Below are 21,928 nucleotides of genomic sequence, written 5' to 3'. Positions count from 1 at the left end.
TGCCAAATTTATGATTTAGCTGTCACTATGAGGGTTAAGAACAAACGGATCTTTCCGTTCTCACCCTGTTTTATTATGTACGAGTTTTTTTATGAATGATCAGACTGGCCCCGCCTTAATAGGGCGTGTTGAAGATATCCGTTTTGTATCTGGCCATGGCCAGTTTACCGCAGATATTGTTCCCCAAAATGCACTTCACGCCGTATTTTTCAGAAGCCCTGTTGCCGCTGGCATGATTACCAGCCTCGATTGCAACGCGGCCAAGGCTGCGGCGGGCGTTGTGGCGGTTTTGACCGCAGCTGACGCGGCGGCTGATGGTGTTGCAAATATGGTATGGACAGGTGGGCCCGTTCGTGAAGATGGCGGCGTGACGGTGGGTAGCCCGCGCCCATTGCTGAGCGGGGCAGAAATCCGGCATCTTGGCGAGCCGGTGGCAATGATCATTGCGACGTCACGTCAGGCGGCGGCTGATGCGGCTGAATTGATTGATGTGCAGATCGACGCGGCAGATGATGTTGCGCTGTCGGTTGAGAATATGCTGAATGGGCCGCTGGTTTGGCCGGGTACCAATGATAATATCGCGTCATTGCATCGACAGGGTAACCGTGACGAGGTTGATACCATTCTCGCAACATCAGCCCATGTCAGCCATTTCGAATTTGATATTTCGAAAATCACCGCCTGCACAATGGAAATGCGAAACTCAATCGGCTTTATTGACGAAAATGGGAAATCCTGCGTAACGACAAGTGCGCAAAGCCCCTATCAGCTTCATGGCGAGCTTGCCCAGCTATTTGGTATCACCACTGATGAAGTGCGGGTCATTTCGCCCGATGTTGGTGGATCATTTGGTATGAAAGGTGCGCTTTATCGTGAGGATGCGCTTGTTGTTTGGGCTGCACGTCGCTTGCAAAGGCCCGTTTTCTGGGCGGCAGATAGGGGTGAATCCTTTCTCAGTGACGAACATGCCCGCGCGGTAAGCGGCACGGCCTCGCTTGGCCTTGATAAAGATGGTAATTTCACCGCCCTTTGGGTCGATGCCCATATTGATGCAGGTGCCTATCTGTCACGCCGTACCAAGGGATTGCTGAATAATATGGGCGGCGTTGCCGGACAATATAAAACCCCCGCCATTGCAACCCAAATGTCGTTTTTCTTCACCAATACAATGCAAACATCGCCCTATCGCGGTTTTGGACGGCCTGAAGCCACCTATGTTATTGAACGGCTAATTGATCAGGCAGCGCGCGAAACTGGCCGTGATGCGCTGGCACTTCGCCAGCAAAATCTAGTGTCGCCTGATGCGATGCCATATCAGACCGCACTGACATTTTTGTATGATTGTGGTGATTTTCCAAGAATCGTTGCTGCAGCCGCGAAAAATGCCGATTACGCAGGGTTTGCAGATCGGCGAAAGGACTCTGAATCACGCGGTTTGCTTCGTGGAATTGGCATCGCCAATCCAATCGAGGTGGCTGGTGGGCCGTTAAAACAGGTGCGAAAAGACATTGCGCGGATTACCGTTCGTCCAGATGGTCAAATTGTGATTACACCCGGATTAATGTCGGTTGGGCAAGGGCATGAAACTGCCTTGGCGCGAATGGCGTCAAGCCGTCTTGGTGTCGATATGGATGACATCATTTATCAGCAGGGCGATACTGACCTCCTTCCATCTGGACGGGGTAGTGGTGGATCGGCTGCAACTGTGATTGGCGGGGCGGCGGTTCACGTTGCTTTGAATGAATTTGTGGCGGCTGGCAAATCCATTGCCGCCGGGGTTTTGGGATGTGAAATTGATCATGTTGCGTTTGACGCCGGCCTGTTTAGCAACCCGTCGAATACGACGCTAAAGCCCATGAATTGGACCGACATTGCGGCGCATAGTAATGCCACTGGAGGCTTGTCAGTTCTTGGCGAATTTCTGCCCCCTGATGTAACTTACCCGAATGGCTGCCATATTTGTGAGATCGAAATTGATCCGGCAACCGGCAAGGTCAGTTTTGCCGATTATGTCGTTGTTGAAGATGTGGGAACCGTGCTGAACGCCGATCTTGTCGAAGGCCAGATGCATGGCGGGATCGCTCAAGGCATTGGCCAAGCCCTTGGCGAGATTTTAAAATTTGATGAAACCGGTCAATTGATCAGCGGCTCATTCATGGATTATCAGATGCCAATCGCGGCTGATTTTCCGAATTTCAGAGTTTCGACCATTGCCGTGCCAACAAAGATTAATCCGCTTGGTGCCAAAGGTGTTGGCGAGGCGGGAACGGTTGGCTCGCTTGCAGCGACAATGAATGCTGTTGTTGATGCGATGGCATCGGCTGGCGTGCGGGCATTTGAAATGCCAGCAACGCCGCACCGGGTTTGGCAGGCATTGCAAGGGGCAAAGCAATAACAGTGTGTTAAGCCGAGTCCCGCGCCAATCTGGATCGGCTGAGCATGCCGTCGATTTCGCGTTGTAATTTGGCTTTTTCGATTGGATGCAGAAAGGCGCCAATCTCAGTTTCGACGCCATGGCTGGATAGGATCACGCGCTGATGATAACGCGCTGCCGGTGCGGGGGCGACTGGTGGGCTTAATTGAACACGAAGCCAGCCAACCGGATATTTGGATATGGCGGCATTACCATGTTGATCTTTATGTTCGACTGTTAGGGTTTCGGTCGTTGTTTCAATGGTTTCACGAACCTTGGCGGCGCGGTAATTCAGCTTGAACGCGCCCCAGACAACAAGAAGCTCCAGCCCTAGAAACCCAATAACCGGCCAAGCGCCTGCCAGAAAAAACCCCAAACCAATGGTAAACAGTAATCCGGCAAGAACCCCAATCACAATCGCGAATCCCTTTGGCGAAAGCGACCGGTGCGGCCAAATGGTTAGCCGTTCAAGCGGCTGTGATTCGGTTTGGTTCTCACTCATTGAATAAGGAGATGGTGATATTGGGTCGCGCCGTCAAGATGGGGCAGGGCATTCGCGAGAGGATTGCTTTCTGCCAAAATGATGTTTAGGGCTTGATAGGCAGTCCAATAACCAGATTTGCTTTGATATTTTGAGGAATGAGATGGGCAATATTTATAAAATTTGTGATGCTGATTTATGGGATTCGGCGGAAAAAATAGGCCGGTTTACCGGCGCGGAAATTGATCTGAAGGATGGCTTTATCCATTTTTCGACTGCTGATCAATTGGCCGAGACCTTGCGGCTGCATTTTTCCGGACGTGACGGATTGCGCCTGATTACCGTTGATGCCAGCGTTCTGGATATTCAATGGGAACCGGCGCGAAGCGGCGATCTGTTTCCGCATCTTTATGCTGATTTGCCCTTATCGGCGGTTCGCTCGGTTGACCCGTTGCCTCTTGGCAGTGACGGGCTGCATCAGTTGCCAAGCCAGCTTTGAATTGATTCGATGCGGGCGACCTTGGTTGCGTCTGCCAACGGTTCGGCCCTGCCATTTCCCCAAATCGGGTGCGGCCATACAGCGTCACCGACATGCCGTGCAACGATGTGAAAATGCAATTGCGGCACCATATTGCCAATGGCGGCGCTGTTGACCTTGTCAGCATCGCAATGCGCCTGCAGCGCCTTGCCAAGGCGCCGCGTCAGTTTCCATAGGGATTCAGCGGTTTTTTCATCAAGATCATGAAGTTCGGTTGCGGTGGTTTCCGGCACGACCAGCAGCCAGAAAAAACGCGCATCATCAACTAACCTCACCTGCAATGACCCCACCTTTGCCGCCAAAATACTGTCTTTGGCAAGGGTGGGGTGCAAGGTGAAGGCCATGTGGCTTGCCTATCCAGTAACAATTTTGGCAATACCAGTGCCGCAAGTGACGGTATCGGCTTTGCCGCCAAGATCGCCAGTACGCAATTCTGGTGTTGAAAGGGCGGTGTCGATGGCATCAGTGATGCATTTGGCGGCCTCGGCAAACCCAAGATGTTCAAGCATCATGGCACCAGCCCAGATTTGGCCAACAGGATTGGCAATGCCCTTGCCAGCGATATCAGGTGCCGAGCCATGAACCGGCTCAAACAGTGACGGGAATAGCCGCTCGGGGTTGATATTGCCGGATGGGGCAACGCCAATGGTGCCGGTACAGGCGGGACCAAGATCTGACAAGATATCGCCAAACAGATTAGAGGCCACGACAACATCAAACCAATCGGGGTGAAGTACGAAATTGGCGGTCAAAATGTCGATATGATATTTATCCCAGCTAACATCACCATAAGATTTTGCAACCTCTTCAACGCGCTCATCCCAATAGGGCATTGTAATCGAAATACCATTTGATTTGGTTGCCGATGTCAGATGCTTGCGGGGGCGACTTTGTGCCAGATCAAAGGCGAATTTCAATACGCGATCAACCCCAATACGGGTCATAACGCTTTGTTGGGTTACAAATTCGCGGTCAGTATCGGGGAACATGCGCCCGCCAACCGAAGAATATTCGCCCTCGGTGTTTTCGCGGACAATCATCATATCGACATCACCTGGCCCGCGATTGGCCAAAGGTGACGGCACGCCGGGCAATAGCTTGACCGGCCGCAAATTGACATATTGATCAAATTCGCGCCGGAACAGGATGAGTGATCCCCATAAAGAGACATGGTCGGGGATGCCGTCAGGCCAGCCAACAGCGCCAAAATAGATCGCATCATGATTGCCAATTTGCGCTTTCCAATCATCAGGCATCATTTGCCCATGTTTGGCATAGTAATCATAGCTGGCGAAATCAAAATGATCGAAATTCAGATTGATATCGAACCGTTCCATCGCGGCCTGCAATACGCGAAGCCCCTCGGGAATGACTTCTTTACCAATCCCATCACCGGGGATAACTGCAATATTTAATCTGTTCTTCGCCATGATTGCTTCCATTTGAGTGAGTTATGCCAATGATTGGCCGGAAATAAGGCTCCAGAATGGTCGCTTACCGGTCAGTCTACAAGATGTTTTTCCAAAAAATTGATTGGCTTTGACGTCAAAACGGCATCGGGAATTTACGATAGGCAATGGTAATATCTTCCATAACCGCCGTCCCTAGCGTTATATCAGCTGCGCCCAATGCAACATCAAGCTGGTCAAGATTGGTTGCGCCAAAAATTGCTGAGGTCATAAATGGACGATTCATCGCCCATGCCAGCGCCATCTGGGCGGGGTTTAACTCATGTTTGGCCGCAATATTCATATAGGCATCAAGCGCTGGCCACATTGTATCGCAAATGCGCCCACCAAGATTGGCGACATGGCTTCGCCGTGACCCGTCAGGCGTGATATCGCCTTGATATTTTCCAGTTAATAATCCGGCTGCCAGCGGCGAAAATGCGAGCAAGCCCACTTTTTCGTGATGCGCCACTTCAGCCATATCAAGATCAAAATGACGGCAAAGCAGGCTATATTCATTCTGCACGCTAACCATTCGTGGAAGGCCTTGGGCGGCCGCAATCGACAGCCACCGCATCGTTCCCCATGCGCTCTCATTCGATAGGCCAACATGACGGATTTTGCCAGCGTCACGGCATTTCTCAAGATGCTGAAGAACCTCGATCATATGATCAAGCACCTCGTCACTATCTTGGCCGCTGGCGTCATAGGTCCAGTTCTGCCGAAACATATAAGACCCACGGTTGGGCCAATGTAATTGATAAAGGTCAATGTAATCGGTTTTCAGCGCACGAAGCGAGGCATCAAGCGCAAGATCAATGCTGGCAGGCGTTATCGGCGCCCCATCACGGACATTCATATAGCCCTTGCCCGATACTTTGGTGGCCAGAATGATATCTTGCCGCCGCCCTGTTGCGCCAAGCCAGTCACCAAGAATGCGTTCGGTATCGCCTTGTGTTTCCTTGGCAAGCGGGTTGACCGGATACATTTCAGCCGTATCAATGAAATTAACGCCGTGATCAAGCGCCATATCAATTTGGGCATGCGCTTCAGGGGCGGTGTTTTGGCTTCCCCATGTCATAGATCCAAGGCAAAGTGCGCTGACTTTTATGTCGGTTCGGCCAAGCTGATTATAACGCATAGATTTCCCCTAATTCTGAGTGCTGGGTGGCAAATCGTTCAAATCCGCGATTTTGACCCTGTTTTCCTTATGACTAGCCAAAAAGGCAATGGAATGCCAAACAAATATAACTATAGTGATACCGAATAGTCAGGGTGGATTTTATGCGTATTGCGGTTATTGGTTCGGGCATTTCCGGCTTGGCGTCAGCTTTTCTTCTGCAAGGGCATGGCGATGTCCATCTTTTTGAAAAGGCCGCGCGTCTTGGCGGGCATAGCCATACGGTCGATGCCATTTTTGGCGATGTTACCGTGCCGGTTGATACAGGCTTTATCGTTTATAATCCGCTGAATTATCCGAATCTAATTCGGCTTTTTGATCATTTGTCGGTGCCCAATATCGAAACTGACATGTCGTTTTCCGTGTCGCTTGGCGGCGGGCAGATGGAATATGAAGGTTCGGTCAGAGGGCTTTTGGCGCAGCCGGAAAATTTGCTGAAAGGCCGATATTGGTCAATGCTTTCCGATCTTGTGCGTTTTTATAAAACCGCCGCGCGTCAGGTGGATAGCGGGCCAGATGGCGAAACCTTGGGTCAATTTGTTGCCCGCCAAGGCTATGGAAACGCTTTTGTTGATGATCATCTGGTGCCGATGGGCGCAGCGATCTGGTCGGCCACATCCAACGCGATGATGGATTTTCCGGTGCGGGCATTTATGCGATTTATGGAAAATCATAAATTATTGAATTTTATTGATCGGCCGCAATGGCGAACGGTTGCTGGCGGGTCGCGTGAATATGTCATCCGGATTGCGGCCAAGCTTGGGGACCGGATTCATCTTGAAACCGATATTATTGGCCTTAGACGGGCGAATGGCGGGGTGATGGTGAATCTCAAGGGTCAAGGTGATGTGTGGTTTGACAAGGTTGTGATGGCAGCGCATGCCGATCAATCTTTGGCGCTTATTGACGATGCCAGCCCGCTTGAACGCGAACTGCTTGGTGCCTTTGGGTTTCAGCGCAATCATGCGGTGCTGCATTCGGACGCTTCGCTTATGCCGAAACGACGCGGTGCATGGGCAGCGTGGAATTATGTGTCCGAAGCGGCAGCGCCCGCATCGCATGGCGGGGCGGGTAATACTGGGCAAGGCGAATCGTCCCCCCCAAGCGATCTATGCCTGACCTATTGGATGAATCGGTTGCAGTCAATTGATCCTGCCTATCCTTTGTATGAAACCCTAAATCCGGTTCGAATGCCCGCTGCTGCATTGATTCATGGCGAATTTGACTATCGCCATCCGGTTTTTGACGCCAAGGCGATTGCCATGCAGCCGCGCCTTGCTGAAATTCAAGGGCAGAATGGTTTGTTTTTTGCCGGTGCATGGACAGGTTTCGGATTTCACGAAGATGGCTTAAAATCAGCGGTGGCTATTGTGAAAACACTTGGGGTTGAAGTCCCGTGGGACACAAAAGTAGCAGCTTTTCCAAAATCATCCGAACCGATGCAAGGCATTGCCTAATGTCGGCATGCGATCTTGTTGTCTCGGATATTGTCCATACACGACATGGTGGTGAGCATCATCCGGTATCGCATGTTTTGCGCCGGCCTGGCTTGTCGATCTGGATTGATCTTGATCGCTTGCAAGAGGCAAATCGGCAAAGCCCGTTTTTTTCTGTCGATCGGTTCAATTTGCTTGGGTTTCATCAAGCCGATTACGGGCCAAATTTCAAATCAAAGGTCGCGCTGGTTCAGCTTGCCGATTATGTTCGCCAGATCGCTGGCGAAGTGATTCCTGAAAAAAATGTTGAAACGGTGCATCTTTTGACCTTTCCGCGTATTTTGGGGGCGGTGTTTAACCCGCTGTCGGTCTATGTGGCGGGTGATGCGTCAGGGCGCGATATTCTGTATATCTATGAAGTGCGAAACACTTTTGGTGACATGCATGCCTATATCGGCGCGCCAACCCCCAATCATGCAACGCTTGAGGCCGAAAAGATCCTGCATGTGTCGCCATTTTTCCCGTTGAAAGGCCACTATCGGCTGCGTTTGCGGATGGATGATGGCGTTATTAGTCTGGCCATGCGTTATTTGATTGACGACCGGCCAGCACTTACCGCGACATTGCGCGGAACCCGTCGTAGGCTTGCGAATCGCCATCTTTTTCAAAGTCTGGTGAAGACCAGACAATTTCCCTTCAGACCAATCATTTCAATCCATTTTGAGGCTTTGAAACTGTGGCTGAAAAAGGTACCGTTCTATCCAAGGCCAGCTCCGCCTTCCAAATGGTCGCGTACTAAAAATTTTGATAAGGCTAATTAAGTAATGTTTTCCAGTTTTTTGCAGCGACATCAAGATAAATTGCTTTTCGCGGTCCTTGGCAATCTTAAATGCGGTGAGGTTTTTCTGACCATGCCAGATGGCCAACAGCATCAGTTTTCGGGCCCATCAAAAGGCCCAAAAGCCGATTTGAAAATTCACAGTAAAGAAGCGGTTCGCCGAATTCTAAGTGACGGTAAAATGGGGTTTTGCGAGGCATTTATGGATGGACATCTAAGCTCTGATGCGCTTCCTGAATTAATCGAGCTTGCGGCGCGTCACGACACCTACCTTGAAGAACAGCTAAAGACAAATCTGCTTCGCAAATGGGGGTTACGGCTGTTTCACCATTTGCGCCGCAACAGCAAAGACGGGTCGGCGAAAAATATCGCGCATCATTATGATCTTGGTAACAGTTTCTATCAGGCATGGCTCGATCCAACCATGACCTATTCATCGGCGGTGTTTGATTCGGATGACGATGATCTGACCACGGCACAAATCAATAAATACAAGCGGCTTGCCGAACTTGCCGATATTCAGCCCGGTGATCAGGTTCTGGAAATCGGTTGTGGCTGGGGTGGCTTTGCCAAATATGTCACCAGCGAAATTGGCGCAAAGGTGACAGGAATTACCATCTCAAAAGAACAGTTTGCCTTTGCCAATCATATGATTGACGAAGCTGGGCTTGGCGATAAGGTCGATTTGCGGCTAATGGATTATCGTGATCTGGAAGGGCGGTTTGACAAAATTGTCTCGATCGAAATGTTTGAAGCCGTTGGCAAGGATTATTGGCCAACCTATTTTGCGATCATGTCAAAAGTGCTGAAAAAGGGCGGGCGTGCGGTGATTCAATCAATCACAATTGACCATGCTGCCTATCACTCCTACGCCAATCAGCCAGATTTTATTCAGCGTTACATCTTTCCAGGCGGCATGTTGCCATCATTGCCAATGCTGGAGCGCCCCTTGGCGGATGCCGGATTGCATCTGGTTTGCGAAAGCGGCTATGCCAGTCATTACGCACGCACGCTAGACCAATGGCGCCAACGATTTAACGCCGCGTGGCCACAATTTGGCGAACAGCAGTTTGATAACCGGTTCAAGCGCATGTGGGACTTGTATCTTGCCTATTGTGAAGGTGGGTTCCGCGCTGGCATGATTGACGTCAAACAGATGCTTTTGATGCATAAATAAGGGTTTTGCCTGTTTATGCTGTTTTCAGCCGAAATAGCTTGAGAATGGGTCGGATGATCGCGCCAATCACCGGCAAATAACGAAGCAATTGACTGGCACTATCCCAATGATCGATATGTTTGCTAATTTTCCCGTCAGCATCGATATGAATCTCGGTCATGCCATGAAACAGCAAATTGCTATGCGGCCAGTTTTTTAAGCGGCCAGTCATATCCCAGCGAAGATAGCTTGCGCTTTTTGAATGGGCGACATCACTGACGGTGAATTTTGGGTCGGTGCAGGTTTCATACATATGATTGAAAACCTGCCGAAAGCCCGCTTTGCCATGAATAACATTAAAGGGATCGCTGAACACAACATCCTCCGCCACAAGATCGTAAAGTTCTTCGACATTTTCCGGAGTGAGGGCGGTGAAAGCTGAAACATAAGCATCAACAGGGTGGGGTTTTCGCGGCATTTTTAAAGTCCTTTGAAATGACGCCAACGCTAGAACGCGCCGGTTTGTTTACCAACAAGGCGAAAAAACAGGCGGTCGGGTAAAAGCCGAAGCAACCCCATCTTGCGGGTAAAGGATTTTGGAAAATTAATTGAAAAATCATGCCCTTGCATACCGGTGATGATGGCGCTGGCAGCGCTGTCAGCGCTAATCAGATCGGGCATTTCAAAATCATTGACGGCGGTTGCTTCGCTATCGACAAATCCGGGGCAGATAACCTGAATTCTAAGGCCGCGCGGCACAAGATCAAAATACAGCGACTCAGCAAGTGATATCAATGCCGCCTTGGTCGGGCCATACGCAGCTGATTTTGGCAATCCGCGCCACCCCGCAACCGATGACACAATGGCAATATGGCCTTTGCCATCGCGAACCATATCGGGAACGAGGCCAGCCAAGGCATTGACCACGCCAAGATAATTGATGGTCATGTGATTGGCATAGATTTGCGGATCAATTTTTGTGCCATCCTGCGGCTGATAAATGCCAGCATTCAAAATAGCGACATCAATTGCGCCTGATTTAGCCTTGGCTTTGCGAATGGCGTAGGCGAGACTTTCTGTGTCGCCAACATCAGCAGCATAGCCATTAAATGAGTTAAGTTGGTTTGCTAAAGCTGTAAGGCGCTGCTTTCGGCGCGCAACACCGCTTACCGCATGGCCGTTTGCCGTCAATTGTGTAGCAAGCGCAGCCCCAATGCCGGAAGAAGAGCCTGTAATTAAGTAATGTGACATTAATAATTTATCCACGACTTCTGAAGTTTACGGGAAAAGTGACATAATCGAGCTTCAAACCGTGCGGTGCCATGGGAAATTTTCCGGACATTCTAATTACATCAATAAAGTTTTTAATAGACTCATTAGTAACTGATTTCCCAATTGTTTCGATGCTCAAAATTTCCCCTGTTCTACTGATTTTAAAGCTAATTCTAACATGGCTGCTCAGCTTTGATTCTAAAGTTCGTTTTACTATATCACCCCGAATTGTCGTCGCCCAATTTTTGAGCAGTTGTTTTTTTACACCTAATTCTTTGGTAGAAGTGGAAAATTGAGTTTGAGTTGTAAAACTCTGATTTTGATTATATAAATCTGCATTTATTGAGGCCGTCTTTGTGTCTGGTGTGTTTTCTAGAAGATCTAAAATTAAAGTTTTTTTGCTATTAATTTTTCCAAAATTGTCAGATTTTTTACCTTCAAAGATTTTAGTTTGAATTTGTTCGGCGTCAGGTGCGGCGGCTAATGTTTTATTCAGGCTTATACCCATCTGATTTGTCGGTGATTTGCTATCACTTGCAGTTACCAGGCGACGGTTTTGCTGATCCGGCTTTTTAGGTTGACTTGATAGCCTTGCATCAAGATCAGTTTTGTGGTTACCGGTAGCTTTATCATTAAAAGCATTTTTGTCCATATATTCGAGTTTTCTGGCTGCCAGATCGCTAAAGCTGGCGTCTGTTAGAGCTGTCTTCTGGTTTGGGTTTCTTGTCTGCAGTGTCTCTTTTGCAATGATTGTCGAATTTGGCGTTGGTTTTGGCTTTGGGATTGTCTTTAGCTTGTTTTTTGAAGTTTCTGATGAAAGAATCTCGGGTTCTGTAATAGATTTTGACTGAGAAACAATCTTAACTTCTGAAATGATATCGGGCTTTGACACAACACTTTGCTTTGAAACACTTATGGACTTTACTTTAGAAGCCGCCTTAGCAATATCCTTGGGGATTTCCTTTTGTGGCAATTTATCTGGCTCTGGCTGGTAAATAACAAATTCAACCTTTTTAAACTCATCGTTTATATGATTTGTTTTTGCAGGGTATGCCTCTCTAAGTGCTATAATCAAAGCAATGTGAACCAGCACAGATATTAGCCAACTGTTTGATATAAGTTGGCTTGGTGTTCGCATAATAGAGGAACCCTTTCTTAACATAAGAAGATTTCCTTAAAATGTTTTTTGCTTAACAGTCTGTTTGGTGAGCCATCCGCGACAACCTTGCCAGCTTTTATCCCTAAAAAGCGGGTAAAGTAGCTTTGCGCAATTTCAACGTCATGTAGCGAAGCAATTATAGTTATGCCAGTTTTGGAAAGCTCTTGAATAAGCGACAAGACTGATATTTTTTGAACGGGGTCAAGACTGGCGAGTGGTTCATCTAAAAATATTGTTGATGTTTGTTGAACCAGCGCCCGAGCGATAAGCACGGACGTTAATTCACCGCCTGACAGGGACCCGATGTTTCGGTTGCTCAGTTTAGATGTGTTTGTTGCTAGCAATGCATCCTTGATCGAAAAGTTGATTTTATCGGATAAATTCACATTTGATTCATTCTGATACCTAAAATCTCGCAGAGTAAAACCGAGCAGCGTTTCGACGCTAACATCCCAAACAATTTCCCTTGTTTGCGGGACCCAGGCTGACAAGCGCGCTCTGTCTTCAAAACTTTGTGAAGAAATATTGGAAAATCCTTGATGCGGTATGAGGCCTATAATCGCCTTCATCAAGGTTGATTTTCCCGCCCCATTCAAGCCAATAATTCCTACAGCTTCACCCGAATTTACTGATAGGGTTGTGGGCTGAACAAGCTGTATTCCATTCAACGTTACACTGAGATTTGAGGTTTTGATGCTATGAGGCATATCAATTCCTCTGCTTGCTAACGAGGTAAAGGAAAAATGGTGTCCCCAAAAGTGCAGTTAGGACGCCCAGCTTTATTTCACTGGCGGTTGGTAGCAACCTGATGGTTATATCTGATATTAGCACTAGCAGTGCGGCAATTGGTGGCGTCCATATGAGGGTCTTTCCTGGCTCATGTCTGACAAATGGCCGGACAATATGCGGTGTCACCAGGCCTACAAAGCCAACAATCCCAACCACGGATGTGATAGAGCCTACGGTGAGCGCTGTGCCAACCAGTATGTCGCGTCGTAATTTTGGGATGTTGGCGCCGATGGACGTGGCAGTCTCTTCACCCAATGTTAACAGATCTAAGCCATTAGCAGCGCGCAGCAGAAAGAATGAGCCAAGCATCACCAGCGGCGCAGACATGAGAACATGATGATAGGACACATCGGTAACCGATCCCAACATCCAGAAAACAATCTCATTAATGGCAAAGGGGTTCTCAGAAAGGCTGAGGATAAGAGTGGTAAAAGCGCCGGAAAGGGAAGAAATACCAACGCCAATAAGAATAACGCTATGTTTGCTAGCAGCTTTGCTAGTGAGTTTTATGAGGGCCCAAGAGGCAATAGCGGCAAACCCCAGGGAAAAGGCCGGTGTGTAGTAGAGGCCCAAAGCACTGAAGCCAAGCCCAATCGACAAAACAGCGCCAAGGGCGGCGGCGGAGCTTATGCCGACAACACTTGGTTCGGCCAGCGGGTTGCGAAGAAAGCCCTGCAGGCCGGCGCCAGCAATGCCAAGTCCAAAGCCAACAATCAAGCACATTAAGGTTCTGGGCATGCGAAGGTGCCAAAGAATAATTGTATCGGGGGTAGCGTGGCTATAAAGCGGGGCGATGATCGCGGCAAAAAAGTCGATTTCCACATGCCCAATCTGGAGGGAAGCATATGATCCGATGGCCAATAAGATTAAGATCAAGCCGCTCATTTTTTTTCGATTAAGAGGCATTGGTTTGACCAACAAGTTTCATATATTCAAGGCTCAAGCTATTAATTAGACTGACCGCCTCAGGCGTGCCGCATGACCAGCGCTTGGTTTCAATAAAAAGCGCTTTGGTTTTACTGCTCGTATTTAACAAGGCTGGATGATATCGGTTGGGGGTGTTTTCATCGCTGGCGCTATTATTACCATCCAAAATCAACACATCCGGTTCCGATTTTATCAGTGCTTCTGCCGATATGTAACGCCCTTCGTTGTAGCCTAGGAACTCAGAATAGCTTTTAAAGCCAGATCGTCTGATTATACTTGAAATCAGTGAATTGCGCCCATGAACGTACCTGTTATCAGAATATTGAAGGGCAATTAATTGCTTTGTATTTTTAACGTTCATCGTCGTAGATCTCAAAAGCATGGTTAATTCCTGTGCCCGGTGTTCTGCATGCAATAATTTTCCCAGGATAAAGATATTATTTTCAATATCTTCAACCGACCTTGCAAAACTTATAAGTCGTAAGTTAACGCCGAGTTTTTCGAGAGCAAACTTCGTCTTTGCTGAAGAAAAATTAGATGCCAAAACCAGCGTTGGATTTAGGGCGTAAATTACCTCTGCATTAAAAGTAACTTTTTGCAAACCTTTGACCTCTTCGCTAATGTGCGAATAGCGGTCATCATCTGCAAGAGCGGACACAGCGACTAAGTTTTTTGTACCGATAAGAGCTACAACCAGCGAGTCTATGCAGAGGTTGGTTGATACGATTCCACTATTATTTGATGCTTTTTTTTCTGAAGCACCGACTTGGTGCGCTGTGTTGATCAGCAATGCTCCAAACACCAATAAATATTGGATCAATTTTTGATATTTTTGTTTCAATAGCACGAACAACTTTCGAAGGAACCATAGACCCGACTCAGACAAAGTGAGGGCTATCACCATGATTTAGCCAGTTTTATAACAGCTGATCTGCCCTTGACGTTGTATCCCCAAGTCTCTTTGTGGTTTCTATCAAATAAATTATTTATTTCAGCAACAAAATTAATGTCCTCTGATATTTTTTTGGAGAAAGAAAAGTCTAAAAGGGTGTAATTAGGAAGCTTTTTCGCGCCCGAACCATCTGTGTAATTATCCCAATTTCCAACTACTGTTGTTGTTCGAATGGTAAATTTGCCATTAGCAAACGGTGAGTTAAGGTCAGTGCTAGTGTTTAGGGTGTGCCGCGGTCTCCGAATTTCTATTGAATTGTCAGAGTTTTTTGCAACCAAAAATGTATGACTCAACCGAAACTTTGCCCAATCAGAGATGTTTGTTTGGAGTTCCGTCTCTAATCCCTTTCTTGTACTTTTACCATCCTCGTTTATTGTCCTCGCTCCTTGAAAAACAATTTCATTTGTTAGCTGGTCTTGGAACGCCGTAGTACTGATTGACGCTTCGTTTTGAGCAATATTGTGATGCAAGCCAATTGAGATGCTGGTGTTTTTTTCTGGTAACAGGTTTTCCCCTCCAGTGTAGTAGCCGTACCCTCCAAAGCGTTCAAGGTAGGTTGGGTTCACTACGCCGGTTCCCGCATCGAGACTAATAGACGTTTGCTTCTGATTGAGCGCTATTACATATCCTAACTTCCATGTTGTGGCGTCAGAAAATTGGGTTGACTTGTCATGTCGCAAGCCAGCTTGGAGCAAATTGCCGTTTTTTGAAATGTGCCGATATTCTAGCGCAGCAGCATTGCCATCTCTTTTCTCCGAATTTAAGTACTGATTTTGATCGCGGTAGGTTTCCCCGACAAAAGAAACTGTGTTTTTGGAATTGTTCACCAAGGCGCCATCAAGCGCTGTTTTGTGGTGGTATTGGAGAAGTGTTTTTGTAATTTTAGTTTTTGTTAACCCCCAAACAACATCGTTTTGGGTGTTGGAAAAAATACTATTCTGGATCTTTATTTCGTTGCTAGAGGTGCGGTTTGTCCCATATTTTTTGATCGTTAAAGCTATTTGATTTTCGTTGTTTTGGCCGTTGCTTGCATTTGATACAACGTAGGTGTTTTCCGGACCTGCTGAGGCACCGTCATAATCGAAATTTTCTTCTGAGGCTCGAATACTGAGGTCGAAGCTAACGTCCCCATCAGTTGCGCCATATGAATTCAGGGATATAGTGTTTCTATCAAAGCCGTCTTTATCGCCGTTTTGGAAAGAGTAGTCATATTTATGACTGGACGTTTTGGAAAATGAAACTCGATTTTTCGTATTAAAAGCAGAGAATGTATCAGAGAAAGCCACACCGGTTCTTTCACCTGCTTGAATTGACGCATGGGCGAGATCAGTATCTGACGCATCTTTCGTAATAATGTTGATCACGCCAGATGATGCTGCGGGTCCATAAAAAACTGTCTGAGGACCGCGTAAAATTTCAATTTTCTCTATATTCTCCGCTGAAATTCCATGGAACTGGTAGCCATTGCCATCCCCAGTGATTGCGACACCATCGATCAGGACGAGTGCGTGGTTTGCTTCGCCCCCACGAATTCGGACTGAATTAAATCCGCCGCTTTCGCTGACTGCGACGCCAGGAACGCGTTTCAGGAGAGTTAATATGGTTATATCTCCGGCTTCACTAATTTGTTCGCTGGTTATTACTGAAACGGAAGAAGCGCTATCTGCCAGAGGGATTGGGGTAAATCCCCCCGAAATAATGATATCGTCAAGCTCAAATGTTTCTTGGGCAATAGCGCTGGTTGCTAAAAGTGATAAGATGGCGGCTGATAAATAGATTTTATTAGTTTTCATAGTCAAGCTCCCGTATAAATTGAACTTTCAAAGCTCAAATGGGTCCACGTCCAAGTTAGCGTTTTTGCTAACCGATCAAAGTTGACACCATTACGGGGAATCCGCTGTCAGCTAAGCCCTCTGCAAAGCAACACGGTGGTCATGATTGGCAGGTCTCCTGGCTAGCAGATCAACACCTTATCTTTCCTTCCCACCCAATAAGGGCAGTGGATTAGCAAGATAGGCTAACTGCTTACAGTTGCAGAGGGCAGCTCGTGTTTTAAGTTCACGATTCCCTTTTAAGTGCTTTACGCACACCAATTAGCAAAACTATTATGAGGTTTTTAAATTTAGTCCAGTTAAAAATCACATTAAACTCGACCTTGGAGCATGTTAATTTTTTATTGCGTGTTTTTAATTTTAAGCGATCTATTGGAAGCTAGGTTTAAATGTTACGGTTGTCACATTATCTTAATTCATGCCTGATAGAAAAAGGGATGCTCACATGTTTCGTTGGCGACACTTAATTGTTGCGGTAGGACTGGTTCCTGCCTTGATAATTTACATCGGTTTAGTGATGCAAATTGCAGATATGTTGACCAGTATTCATATGTTACTCGATCTTCTCTTTTACGTTGTAGCAGGTCTCGCTTGGATCCCGCAGCCAGTAAAGTGGTTGGCTGGTTAGCAACACATGAAAGCCACTAGAAACGATTGATCTGAATTGAAAGGTCTTTGATGTTCAAACGACATTTCTCAAATTTTTTCGAACGTGTTGAACATGCTGGCTGTCCAGCTTCCCCAGCATTATCAACAAAATCCGCGTTAGAACCTGAGCAGGCCATATCTCGGCCACTTGCTGATGCAATCGAATTGGCAACAAAATTGATGCATGAGCATGGTTTGACTGGTTGGCGTGTAAAGCTGGATCATGCGCGACGACGCGCTGGTCAATGTGATTACAATACAAAGGTCATTTCGCTTTCACGGCTTTATGTTCGCAATGCCGAAAAAAACCATATTCGCGATACGATTCTTCATGAAATTGCGCATGCGCTTGTTGGACCACATCACGGCCATGATGCGGTTTGGCGGCAAAAGGCTCGCGAAATCGGATGTACGGCGACACGCTGCCATAGTTTGAGTTTTTCCAGAGCGCGGTGGGTCATGCAATGCCCAAATGGTTGTTTTTCGGTCGACCGCCACCGCCAAAAATCGGGTCTTGTTTGCGCCACATGCAAAGCATCGGTTGAATTTATCACCAATAATGGCGGAATGTGAGCTCTTGTTTTTACTCGATTCCTCAAGGGTTTGGCAATTGCGCCATGCCTTGGCTCGGCTGGCTCAGCCGGGTCGACAATGGGTCAGTTTTGCCTTTTTCACCAAGGAAGAACTGGCTTGCCTTGTTCAGCTTGCTGAGCGACAGGAGTTTCGGATTGCTCGCCCAGAGATAAAGCACAAAAATAATTACGTGTTTCAAGATTTTGATATTTGTTTTCCCGCACCGCGTATTGAAGCTTTTGATCGTTTTGCCAATTGTTTGGAAATTGGACTTTTTCAAGCGGGGCGGATGATAACTCCATCGCCATTTCTCAACGATTTTCGGTTCAATGATTTTGCCATCCAGCGCTATGCCCCTGGATCACGGGGGATTGGCATTCATCGTGATGGTTTGCGGTATCGACATATTGTGGTGATTGCCAACCTCGCTGGGAAGTCACGTTTATTTTCAACGCCAAGTCGTGATGTTGGAAAACGCCGAGTTATTGATGATCGCCCCGGCCGTATTGTGTTATTGTCGGCGCCAGCGTTTGCAGGGCGTACTGGTGAGGCGGCGCGGCCTCTTCATGGGGTTGACCATGTTGAGGGCGGCCGTTTGTCATTGGGGCTGCGTGTTGAATGTCCAGAAAAATAATTCAATTGCTTACTTGTCAGGCATTGTAAAACTTGGCAACGTAGACATCTGGAGCGTTCGTTTTGTTGCTCCGCTCCGCAGCTTGTTCTTGCACTTTGACAAGCGTTTTTTTAGATAAGTGCCTGATCTTCGCGCGTTCCAGTAGGCGTCCACGCGTGGCCTTGGTTCTGGTCGAAGATTAGGAGATTATTTATCGATGCAAATTAGTATTTCTGGAAAAAACATGGATACCGGTCTTGCTTTTCAGGAGCATGCCGAACTGTCATTGAATAATATTGTTGAAAAATATTTTAATAATGCTGTCAGTGGGCATGTGACACTCGAAAAAGGGGATTCTGGTTTCACCGTAAAAACGCGTGTCGTTTTGTCTCGGCGCATGGAGCTTGAATCGACGGGCCGTGCACCAGATGCGCATGCGGCGTTGGATGCGGCGATTGAACATGCCGAAAAAAGACTTCGGCGACACAAGAGGCGTTTAAAGAGCCATCGCAGTGCCTTAACCACTCTTGAAGAGGACGATATTGATATTGCGCCTATGGCGGTATACGCCGGTGCAGCCCAATTGCCCGATGCCAGCAGTGATGAAGATGATCTTTTGCCAATTGTTGCTGAATTATCATATGACATTGAGGTGCTGACCGTTGAACAGGCCGTGATGCGGCTAGAGCTTGGCGGGTTGACAATGCTGATGTTCCGAAATGCCAGTCATTTCGGGCTCAATGTTGTTCATCTTCGTGGTGATGGGTCGATTGGCTGGATTGATCCGCGTGGAGCTCGGCATTTGGCAAATCTTAAACAATCTTCCTAAAGAAGGGTAAAACAGGCCTTTGTCTTCAGGCGGCGTGTTTTGGCCATGCTAGATCTGTTTTTGAACGGTTGCCGATTGTCCTGCTGGTAGCGTTTAAGAGCATTATGAGGATCCTACATGTTGGCATCAGAGTCCCCGGCGATAAAACGCCAGTCCAAACGCAAGCGCAATGCAGCACAAGCGGCCGAACGGTCTTTTCTTGCCGACCAGCTTGATTGGGCACCGCCGGCCTATAGCGATCCACCAATCGAGCCAATTGATGCTGATGGTATTACCGCGATTCACAATGCCAGCATGCGCGTTCTCGAAGACATTGGTATTTTGTTTTTGAATGATGCGGCGCTTGATGTGTTTACCAAACAAGGCTGCATTGTCGATTACGATACAAAATCGGTTCGTATGGATCGGCATTGGGTGATGCAGCAAGTGGCAAAAGCGCCGTCACACGTCACGATTACGCCGCGTAACCCTGATCGCACAATTACCTTTGGCGGCCGGCATTTTAATTTTGGTCAGGTGGCATCACCGCCAAATGTGATGGATCTTGATCAAGGGCGACGCGCTGGAACCCGCGTTGATTTTCAAAATTTTGTCAAGCTGGCTCAAAGCTATAATTGTATTCATTTCAGCTGTGGCTATCCGGTTGAACCTTTGGATATGCACCCTTCAATGCGGCATCTTGATTGCCTTTATGACAAATTAATTCTGACTGACAAGGTTATTCATGCCTATTCGCTTGGCACTGAACGAATCGAAGACGCAATGGAAATGGTGCGCATCGCTGGTGGGTTAAGCCATGATGAATTTGAAGCAAAACCGCGCATGTTCACCAATATCAATTCAACATCACCGCTCAAACATGACTGGCCAATGCTTGATGGTGCCATGCGCATGGCAGCACGCAATCAAATGGTGGTGATATCGCCCTTTACCCTTGCCGGTGCGATGGCACCGGTCACCATTATTGGTGCGATTGTCCAGCAAAATGCCGAAGCGCTTGCCGCGATTGCCCTGTTGCAATCGGTGCGTGAGGGAGCGCCGGTAATGTATGGCGCCTTTACCAGCAATGTTGATATGAAAACCGGCGCACCAGCCTTTGGCACGCCCGAATTTGTCAGGGCAATGCAGATATCGGGGCAGATGGCACGCCATTACAATTTGCCGTTTCGGGCGTCAAACGCGAATGCGGCCAATGTCCCTGACGCACAGGCGGTGTGGGAATTGGCCTTTTCACTCCAGGGTAGCTGTTCAGGTGGGGCAAACCTGATCTATCACGCTGCCGGATGGATGGAAGGTGGCCTATCTGCCAGTTTTGAGAAATTTGTCATTGATTGCGAAATGCTGCAACAGATCATCTATGCACAACGCCCGATTATTGTTGATGAGGCGTCGCTGGCGGTTTCGGCAATCGAAGAGGTTGGGCCGCATGGTCACTTTTTTGGGTGTGACCATACCCAAGAACGTTATCGTGACGCGTTTTACACGCCGCTTTTGTCAGATTGGCGGAATTTTGAAAATTGGGAAGATGCCGGTGGATTATGGGCGCATCAGCGCGCCAACACCCATTTCAAACAGGTTTTGGCTGAATATATGCCGCCGCCAATGGATAGCGGCATACATGATGAATTGCTGGATTTAGTCAATCGGCGCAAAGCCGAAGGTGGCGCGCCAACCGATTTCTAGAAAACTTACGCCATCTCTAGAAAAATGGCTCTTCATCAAGCGCGCGTTTAAACATATCACGATCAATATTGCCGCCTGATGCCACGGCAATGATAGTACCGGCACCGACGGGAACCTGTCCAGTCAAAACCGCAGCAACAGCAACCGCACCGCCCGGTTCGACAATGATTTTTAGATGTTTGAACAGCGTTGCAATGGTTTTAAGCACTTGCTGATCGCTGACAACGGCACCGCCTGATAGATGTTGGCGATTCACCGGAAAGGTCAATTGCCCGGGTTCCGGCGTTACAATTGCATCACAAATGGAAGATTTGTCGGTTTGCGCCCGTTCAATCATTCCGGTTTCTAATGACCGTTTTGTATCATCGTAAAATTCGGGTTCGGCGCACCAGATTTTGGTTTCGGGAAAATGCGCATGGAGCGCGATGCTGGTGCCTGCAATTAGGCCACCGCCGCCACAACAACAGATCAACGCATCGGGAACAACGCCCATCACGCTTGCCTGTCGGGCGATTTCAAGTCCAACCGTGCCTTGTCCGGCAATCACCCGAACATCATCATAGGGTTTGATCAAATTGGCATTATATTTCCGGCTTAGCGCCTCGCCAATTGCTTCGCGTGATTCCGTATAGCGATCATAGGTCACAACATCGGCACCACAGGCCCTGGTGCCTTCGATTTTGGTCGCTGGCGTGTCTTCGGGCATGATGATGGTGGCTTTTAGGCCGCGTGTGGTAACGGCGCGGGCAACGCCTTGGGCGTGATTACCGCTGGAAAAGGCCACAACATGGCGAACATGATCGTCAAGGCTCCAAACGGCATTGGTTGCGCCGCGCAATTTGAACGATCCCGTATGTTGCAAAGCTTCGGCTTTCACCAGAAGGCGGCGCCCCAAGAAATCATTTAGCCGCGGGGACTCCAAAAGCGGCGTTTTGAAAATATGTGGCCGTATCCGGTCGGCAGCGGCTTCGATTGTGGCAAGGTCAATTTGAAGCGCGCCATCAGCGGTTTGCGGCAGGGGTGCTGAATTTGTCATTTGTGATGTTTCCAAACAAAGATTAAGTAGCGCAAAACTAAATCCTTTCGGAAATAAGGTCAATCAAGCTGGGATATGTTGTTTGGACATGTTGTTGGGCATGTTGGTGGGCGGCATGGGGGCAG

23 protein-coding genes and 1 riboswitch are annotated in these 21,928 nt (G+C 48.0%); of the genes, 10 read left to right on the top strand and 13 right to left on the bottom strand.

All coding sequences use genetic code 11. From position 1 onward, the window contains the following. Nucleotides 1-91: 91 nt before the first annotated feature. Nucleotides 92-2,395: a xanthine dehydrogenase family protein molybdopterin-binding subunit gene (locus tag ABXT40_RS06235; protein ID WP_443644771.1), complete on the top strand. Its 2,304-nt coding sequence runs from the start codon at nt 92-94 to the stop codon at nt 2,393-2,395. Nucleotides 2,396-2,402: 7 nt separating this feature from the next. Here ABXT40_RS06235 and ABXT40_RS06230 read toward each other — a convergent pair whose 3' ends face one another. Next, nucleotides 2,403-2,915, bottom strand: coding sequence for a DUF2244 domain-containing protein (locus ABXT40_RS06230; protein ID WP_443644770.1), 513 nt, complete (start codon nt 2,913-2,915; stop codon nt 2,403-2,405). 142 nt (nt 2,916-3,057) lie between these two features. Between ABXT40_RS06230 and ABXT40_RS06225 the strand changes: the two genes are divergently transcribed. Next, nucleotides 3,058-3,393 carry a DUF952 domain-containing protein gene (locus ABXT40_RS06225; protein WP_443644769.1) on the top strand — a complete coding sequence of 112 codons (336 nt, stop codon included), beginning with the start codon at nt 3,058-3,060 and terminating at the stop codon, nt 3,391-3,393. Here the strand turns inward: ABXT40_RS06225 and ABXT40_RS06220 are convergent. The 3 genes from ABXT40_RS06220 to ABXT40_RS06210 all read right to left on the bottom strand — a co-directional run bounded on the left by ABXT40_RS06220 (nt 3,372) and on the right by ABXT40_RS06210 (nt 6,021). Further along, complete coding sequence (locus ABXT40_RS06220) at nt 3,372-3,776, bottom strand: HIT family protein (protein WP_443644768.1); 405 nt, start codon at nt 3,774-3,776, stop codon at nt 3,372-3,374. The two genes, ABXT40_RS06225 and ABXT40_RS06220, sit on opposite strands and share 22 nt — an antisense overlap. A gap of 9 nt (nt 3,777-3,785) precedes the next feature. Next, nucleotides 3,786-4,862 (bottom strand): tartrate dehydrogenase, encoded by a 1,077-nt coding sequence (locus tag ABXT40_RS06215; RefSeq protein WP_443644767.1) that lies wholly within the window; start codon nt 4,860-4,862, stop codon nt 3,786-3,788. A 115-nt stretch (nt 4,863-4,977) separates the two neighbouring features. Beyond that, the gene (locus ABXT40_RS06210; RefSeq protein WP_443644766.1) at nt 4,978-6,021 is read right to left on the bottom strand and encodes an aldo/keto reductase; all 1,044 of its coding nucleotides are present in this window, start codon (nt 6,019-6,021) and stop codon (nt 4,978-4,980) included. A 143-nt stretch (nt 6,022-6,164) separates the two neighbouring features. Here ABXT40_RS06210 and ABXT40_RS06205 point away from each other — a divergent pair, with 143 nt between their 5' ends. From ABXT40_RS06205 to ABXT40_RS06195, 3 genes are read left to right on the top strand one after another with little or no spacing between them, the layout of a single operon-like run. Then, on the top strand, nt 6,165-7,517 hold the full coding sequence (locus ABXT40_RS06205; RefSeq protein ID WP_443644765.1) for an NAD(P)/FAD-dependent oxidoreductase: 1,353 nt from the start codon (nt 6,165-6,167) through the stop codon (nt 7,515-7,517). Continuing rightward, entirely contained in the window at nt 7,517-8,317 is an 801-nt protein-coding gene (locus ABXT40_RS06200) for a DUF1365 domain-containing protein (RefSeq protein ID WP_443644764.1), read from the top strand. Before ABXT40_RS06205 ends, ABXT40_RS06200 begins: the two co-directional genes overlap by 1 nt. 3 nt (nt 8,318-8,320) lie before the next feature. Then, on the top strand, nt 8,321-9,511 hold the full coding sequence (locus ABXT40_RS06195; RefSeq protein WP_443644763.1) for a class I SAM-dependent methyltransferase: 1,191 nt from the start codon (nt 8,321-8,323) through the stop codon (nt 9,509-9,511). A gap of 13 nt (nt 9,512-9,524) precedes the next feature. Here ABXT40_RS06195 and ABXT40_RS06190 read toward each other — a convergent pair whose 3' ends face one another. The 7 genes from ABXT40_RS06190 to ABXT40_RS06160 are packed head-to-tail and all read right to left on the bottom strand — an operon-like array spanning nt 9,525 to nt 16,382. Continuing rightward, nucleotides 9,525-9,968, bottom strand: coding sequence for a nuclear transport factor 2 family protein (locus ABXT40_RS06190; protein WP_443644762.1), 444 nt, complete (start codon nt 9,966-9,968; stop codon nt 9,525-9,527). A gap of 29 nt (nt 9,969-9,997) precedes the next feature. Continuing rightward, the gene (locus tag ABXT40_RS06185) at nt 9,998-10,741 is read right to left on the bottom strand and encodes an SDR family NAD(P)-dependent oxidoreductase (protein WP_443644761.1); all 744 of its coding nucleotides are present in this window, start codon (nt 10,739-10,741) and stop codon (nt 9,998-10,000) included. Between the two features lie 7 nt (nt 10,742-10,748). Then, nucleotides 10,749-11,900, bottom strand: a complete 1,152-nt coding sequence (locus tag ABXT40_RS06180; RefSeq protein WP_443644760.1) for a hypothetical protein — start codon at nt 11,898-11,900, stop codon at nt 10,749-10,751. Between the two features lie 17 nt (nt 11,901-11,917). After that, a complete protein-coding gene (locus ABXT40_RS06175) occupies nt 11,918-12,628 on the bottom strand; it encodes an ABC transporter ATP-binding protein (protein ID WP_443644759.1) in 711 nt (236 codons plus the stop codon). Nucleotide 12,629: 1 nt separating this feature from the next. Further along, nucleotides 12,630-13,616: a FecCD family ABC transporter permease gene (locus ABXT40_RS06170; RefSeq protein WP_443644758.1), complete on the bottom strand. Its 987-nt coding sequence runs from the start codon at nt 13,614-13,616 to the stop codon at nt 12,630-12,632. Continuing rightward, nucleotides 13,606-14,478, bottom strand: a complete 873-nt coding sequence (locus tag ABXT40_RS06165) for an ABC transporter substrate-binding protein (RefSeq protein WP_443644757.1) — start codon at nt 14,476-14,478, stop codon at nt 13,606-13,608. Before ABXT40_RS06165 ends, ABXT40_RS06170 begins: the two co-directional genes overlap by 11 nt. A gap of 56 nt (nt 14,479-14,534) precedes the next feature. Beyond that, entirely contained in the window at nt 14,535-16,382 is a 1,848-nt protein-coding gene (locus tag ABXT40_RS06160; RefSeq protein WP_443644756.1) for a TonB-dependent receptor plug domain-containing protein, read from the bottom strand. A gap of 130 nt (nt 16,383-16,512) precedes the next feature. Further along, nucleotides 16,513-16,698, bottom strand: a riboswitch (cobalamin riboswitch). 141 nt (nt 16,699-16,839) lie between these two features. On the opposite strand from ABXT40_RS06160, the gene ABXT40_RS06155 reads away from it, so the two are divergent. Together ABXT40_RS06155 and ABXT40_RS06150 are read left to right on the top strand one after the other, a co-directional pair. Further along, nucleotides 16,840-17,049, top strand: a complete 210-nt coding sequence (locus tag ABXT40_RS06155; RefSeq protein WP_443644755.1) for a DUF2842 domain-containing protein — start codon at nt 16,840-16,842, stop codon at nt 17,047-17,049. Nucleotides 17,050-17,099: 50 nt separating this feature from the next. Beyond that, complete coding sequence (locus ABXT40_RS06150) at nt 17,100-17,642, top strand: SprT-like domain-containing protein (protein WP_443644754.1); 543 nt, start codon at nt 17,100-17,102, stop codon at nt 17,640-17,642. 98 nt (nt 17,643-17,740) lie between these two features. On the opposite strand, the gene ABXT40_RS06145 is transcribed toward ABXT40_RS06150, so the two are convergent. Continuing rightward, nucleotides 17,741-17,944 carry a hypothetical protein gene (locus ABXT40_RS06145; protein WP_443644753.1) on the bottom strand — a complete coding sequence of 68 codons (204 nt, stop codon included), beginning with the start codon at nt 17,942-17,944 and terminating at the stop codon, nt 17,741-17,743. Here ABXT40_RS06145 and ABXT40_RS06140 point away from each other — a divergent pair. The 3 genes from ABXT40_RS06140 to ABXT40_RS06130 all read left to right on the top strand — a co-directional run bounded on the left by ABXT40_RS06140 (nt 17,932) and on the right by ABXT40_RS06130 (nt 20,767). After that, entirely contained in the window at nt 17,932-18,276 is a 345-nt protein-coding gene (locus ABXT40_RS06140) for a hypothetical protein (protein WP_443644752.1), read from the top strand. The two genes, ABXT40_RS06145 and ABXT40_RS06140, sit on opposite strands and share 13 nt — an antisense overlap. Before the next feature lie 196 nt (nt 18,277-18,472). Further along, nucleotides 18,473-19,084, top strand: coding sequence for a ribosome hibernation-promoting factor, HPF/YfiA family (gene hpf, locus ABXT40_RS06135; RefSeq protein ID WP_443644751.1), 612 nt, complete (start codon nt 18,473-18,475; stop codon nt 19,082-19,084). A 117-nt stretch (nt 19,085-19,201) separates the two neighbouring features. Beyond that, nucleotides 19,202-20,767, top strand: coding sequence for a trimethylamine methyltransferase family protein (locus tag ABXT40_RS06130; RefSeq protein ID WP_443644750.1), 1,566 nt, complete (start codon nt 19,202-19,204; stop codon nt 20,765-20,767). A gap of 16 nt (nt 20,768-20,783) precedes the next feature. Here the strand turns inward: ABXT40_RS06130 and ABXT40_RS06125 are convergent, their stop codons facing one another. Then, entirely contained in the window at nt 20,784-21,803 is a 1,020-nt protein-coding gene (locus ABXT40_RS06125; RefSeq protein ID WP_443644749.1) for a threonine ammonia-lyase, read from the bottom strand. Nucleotides 21,804-21,928: the final 125 nt, after the last annotated feature.

The organism is Candidatus Ponderosibacter sp. Uisw_141_02, from assembly GCF_048087665.1.
Lineage (GTDB): Bacteria > Pseudomonadota > Alphaproteobacteria > Puniceispirillales > Puniceispirillaceae > UBA3439.
This window is presented reverse-complemented; position numbering and strand designations above follow the sequence as displayed.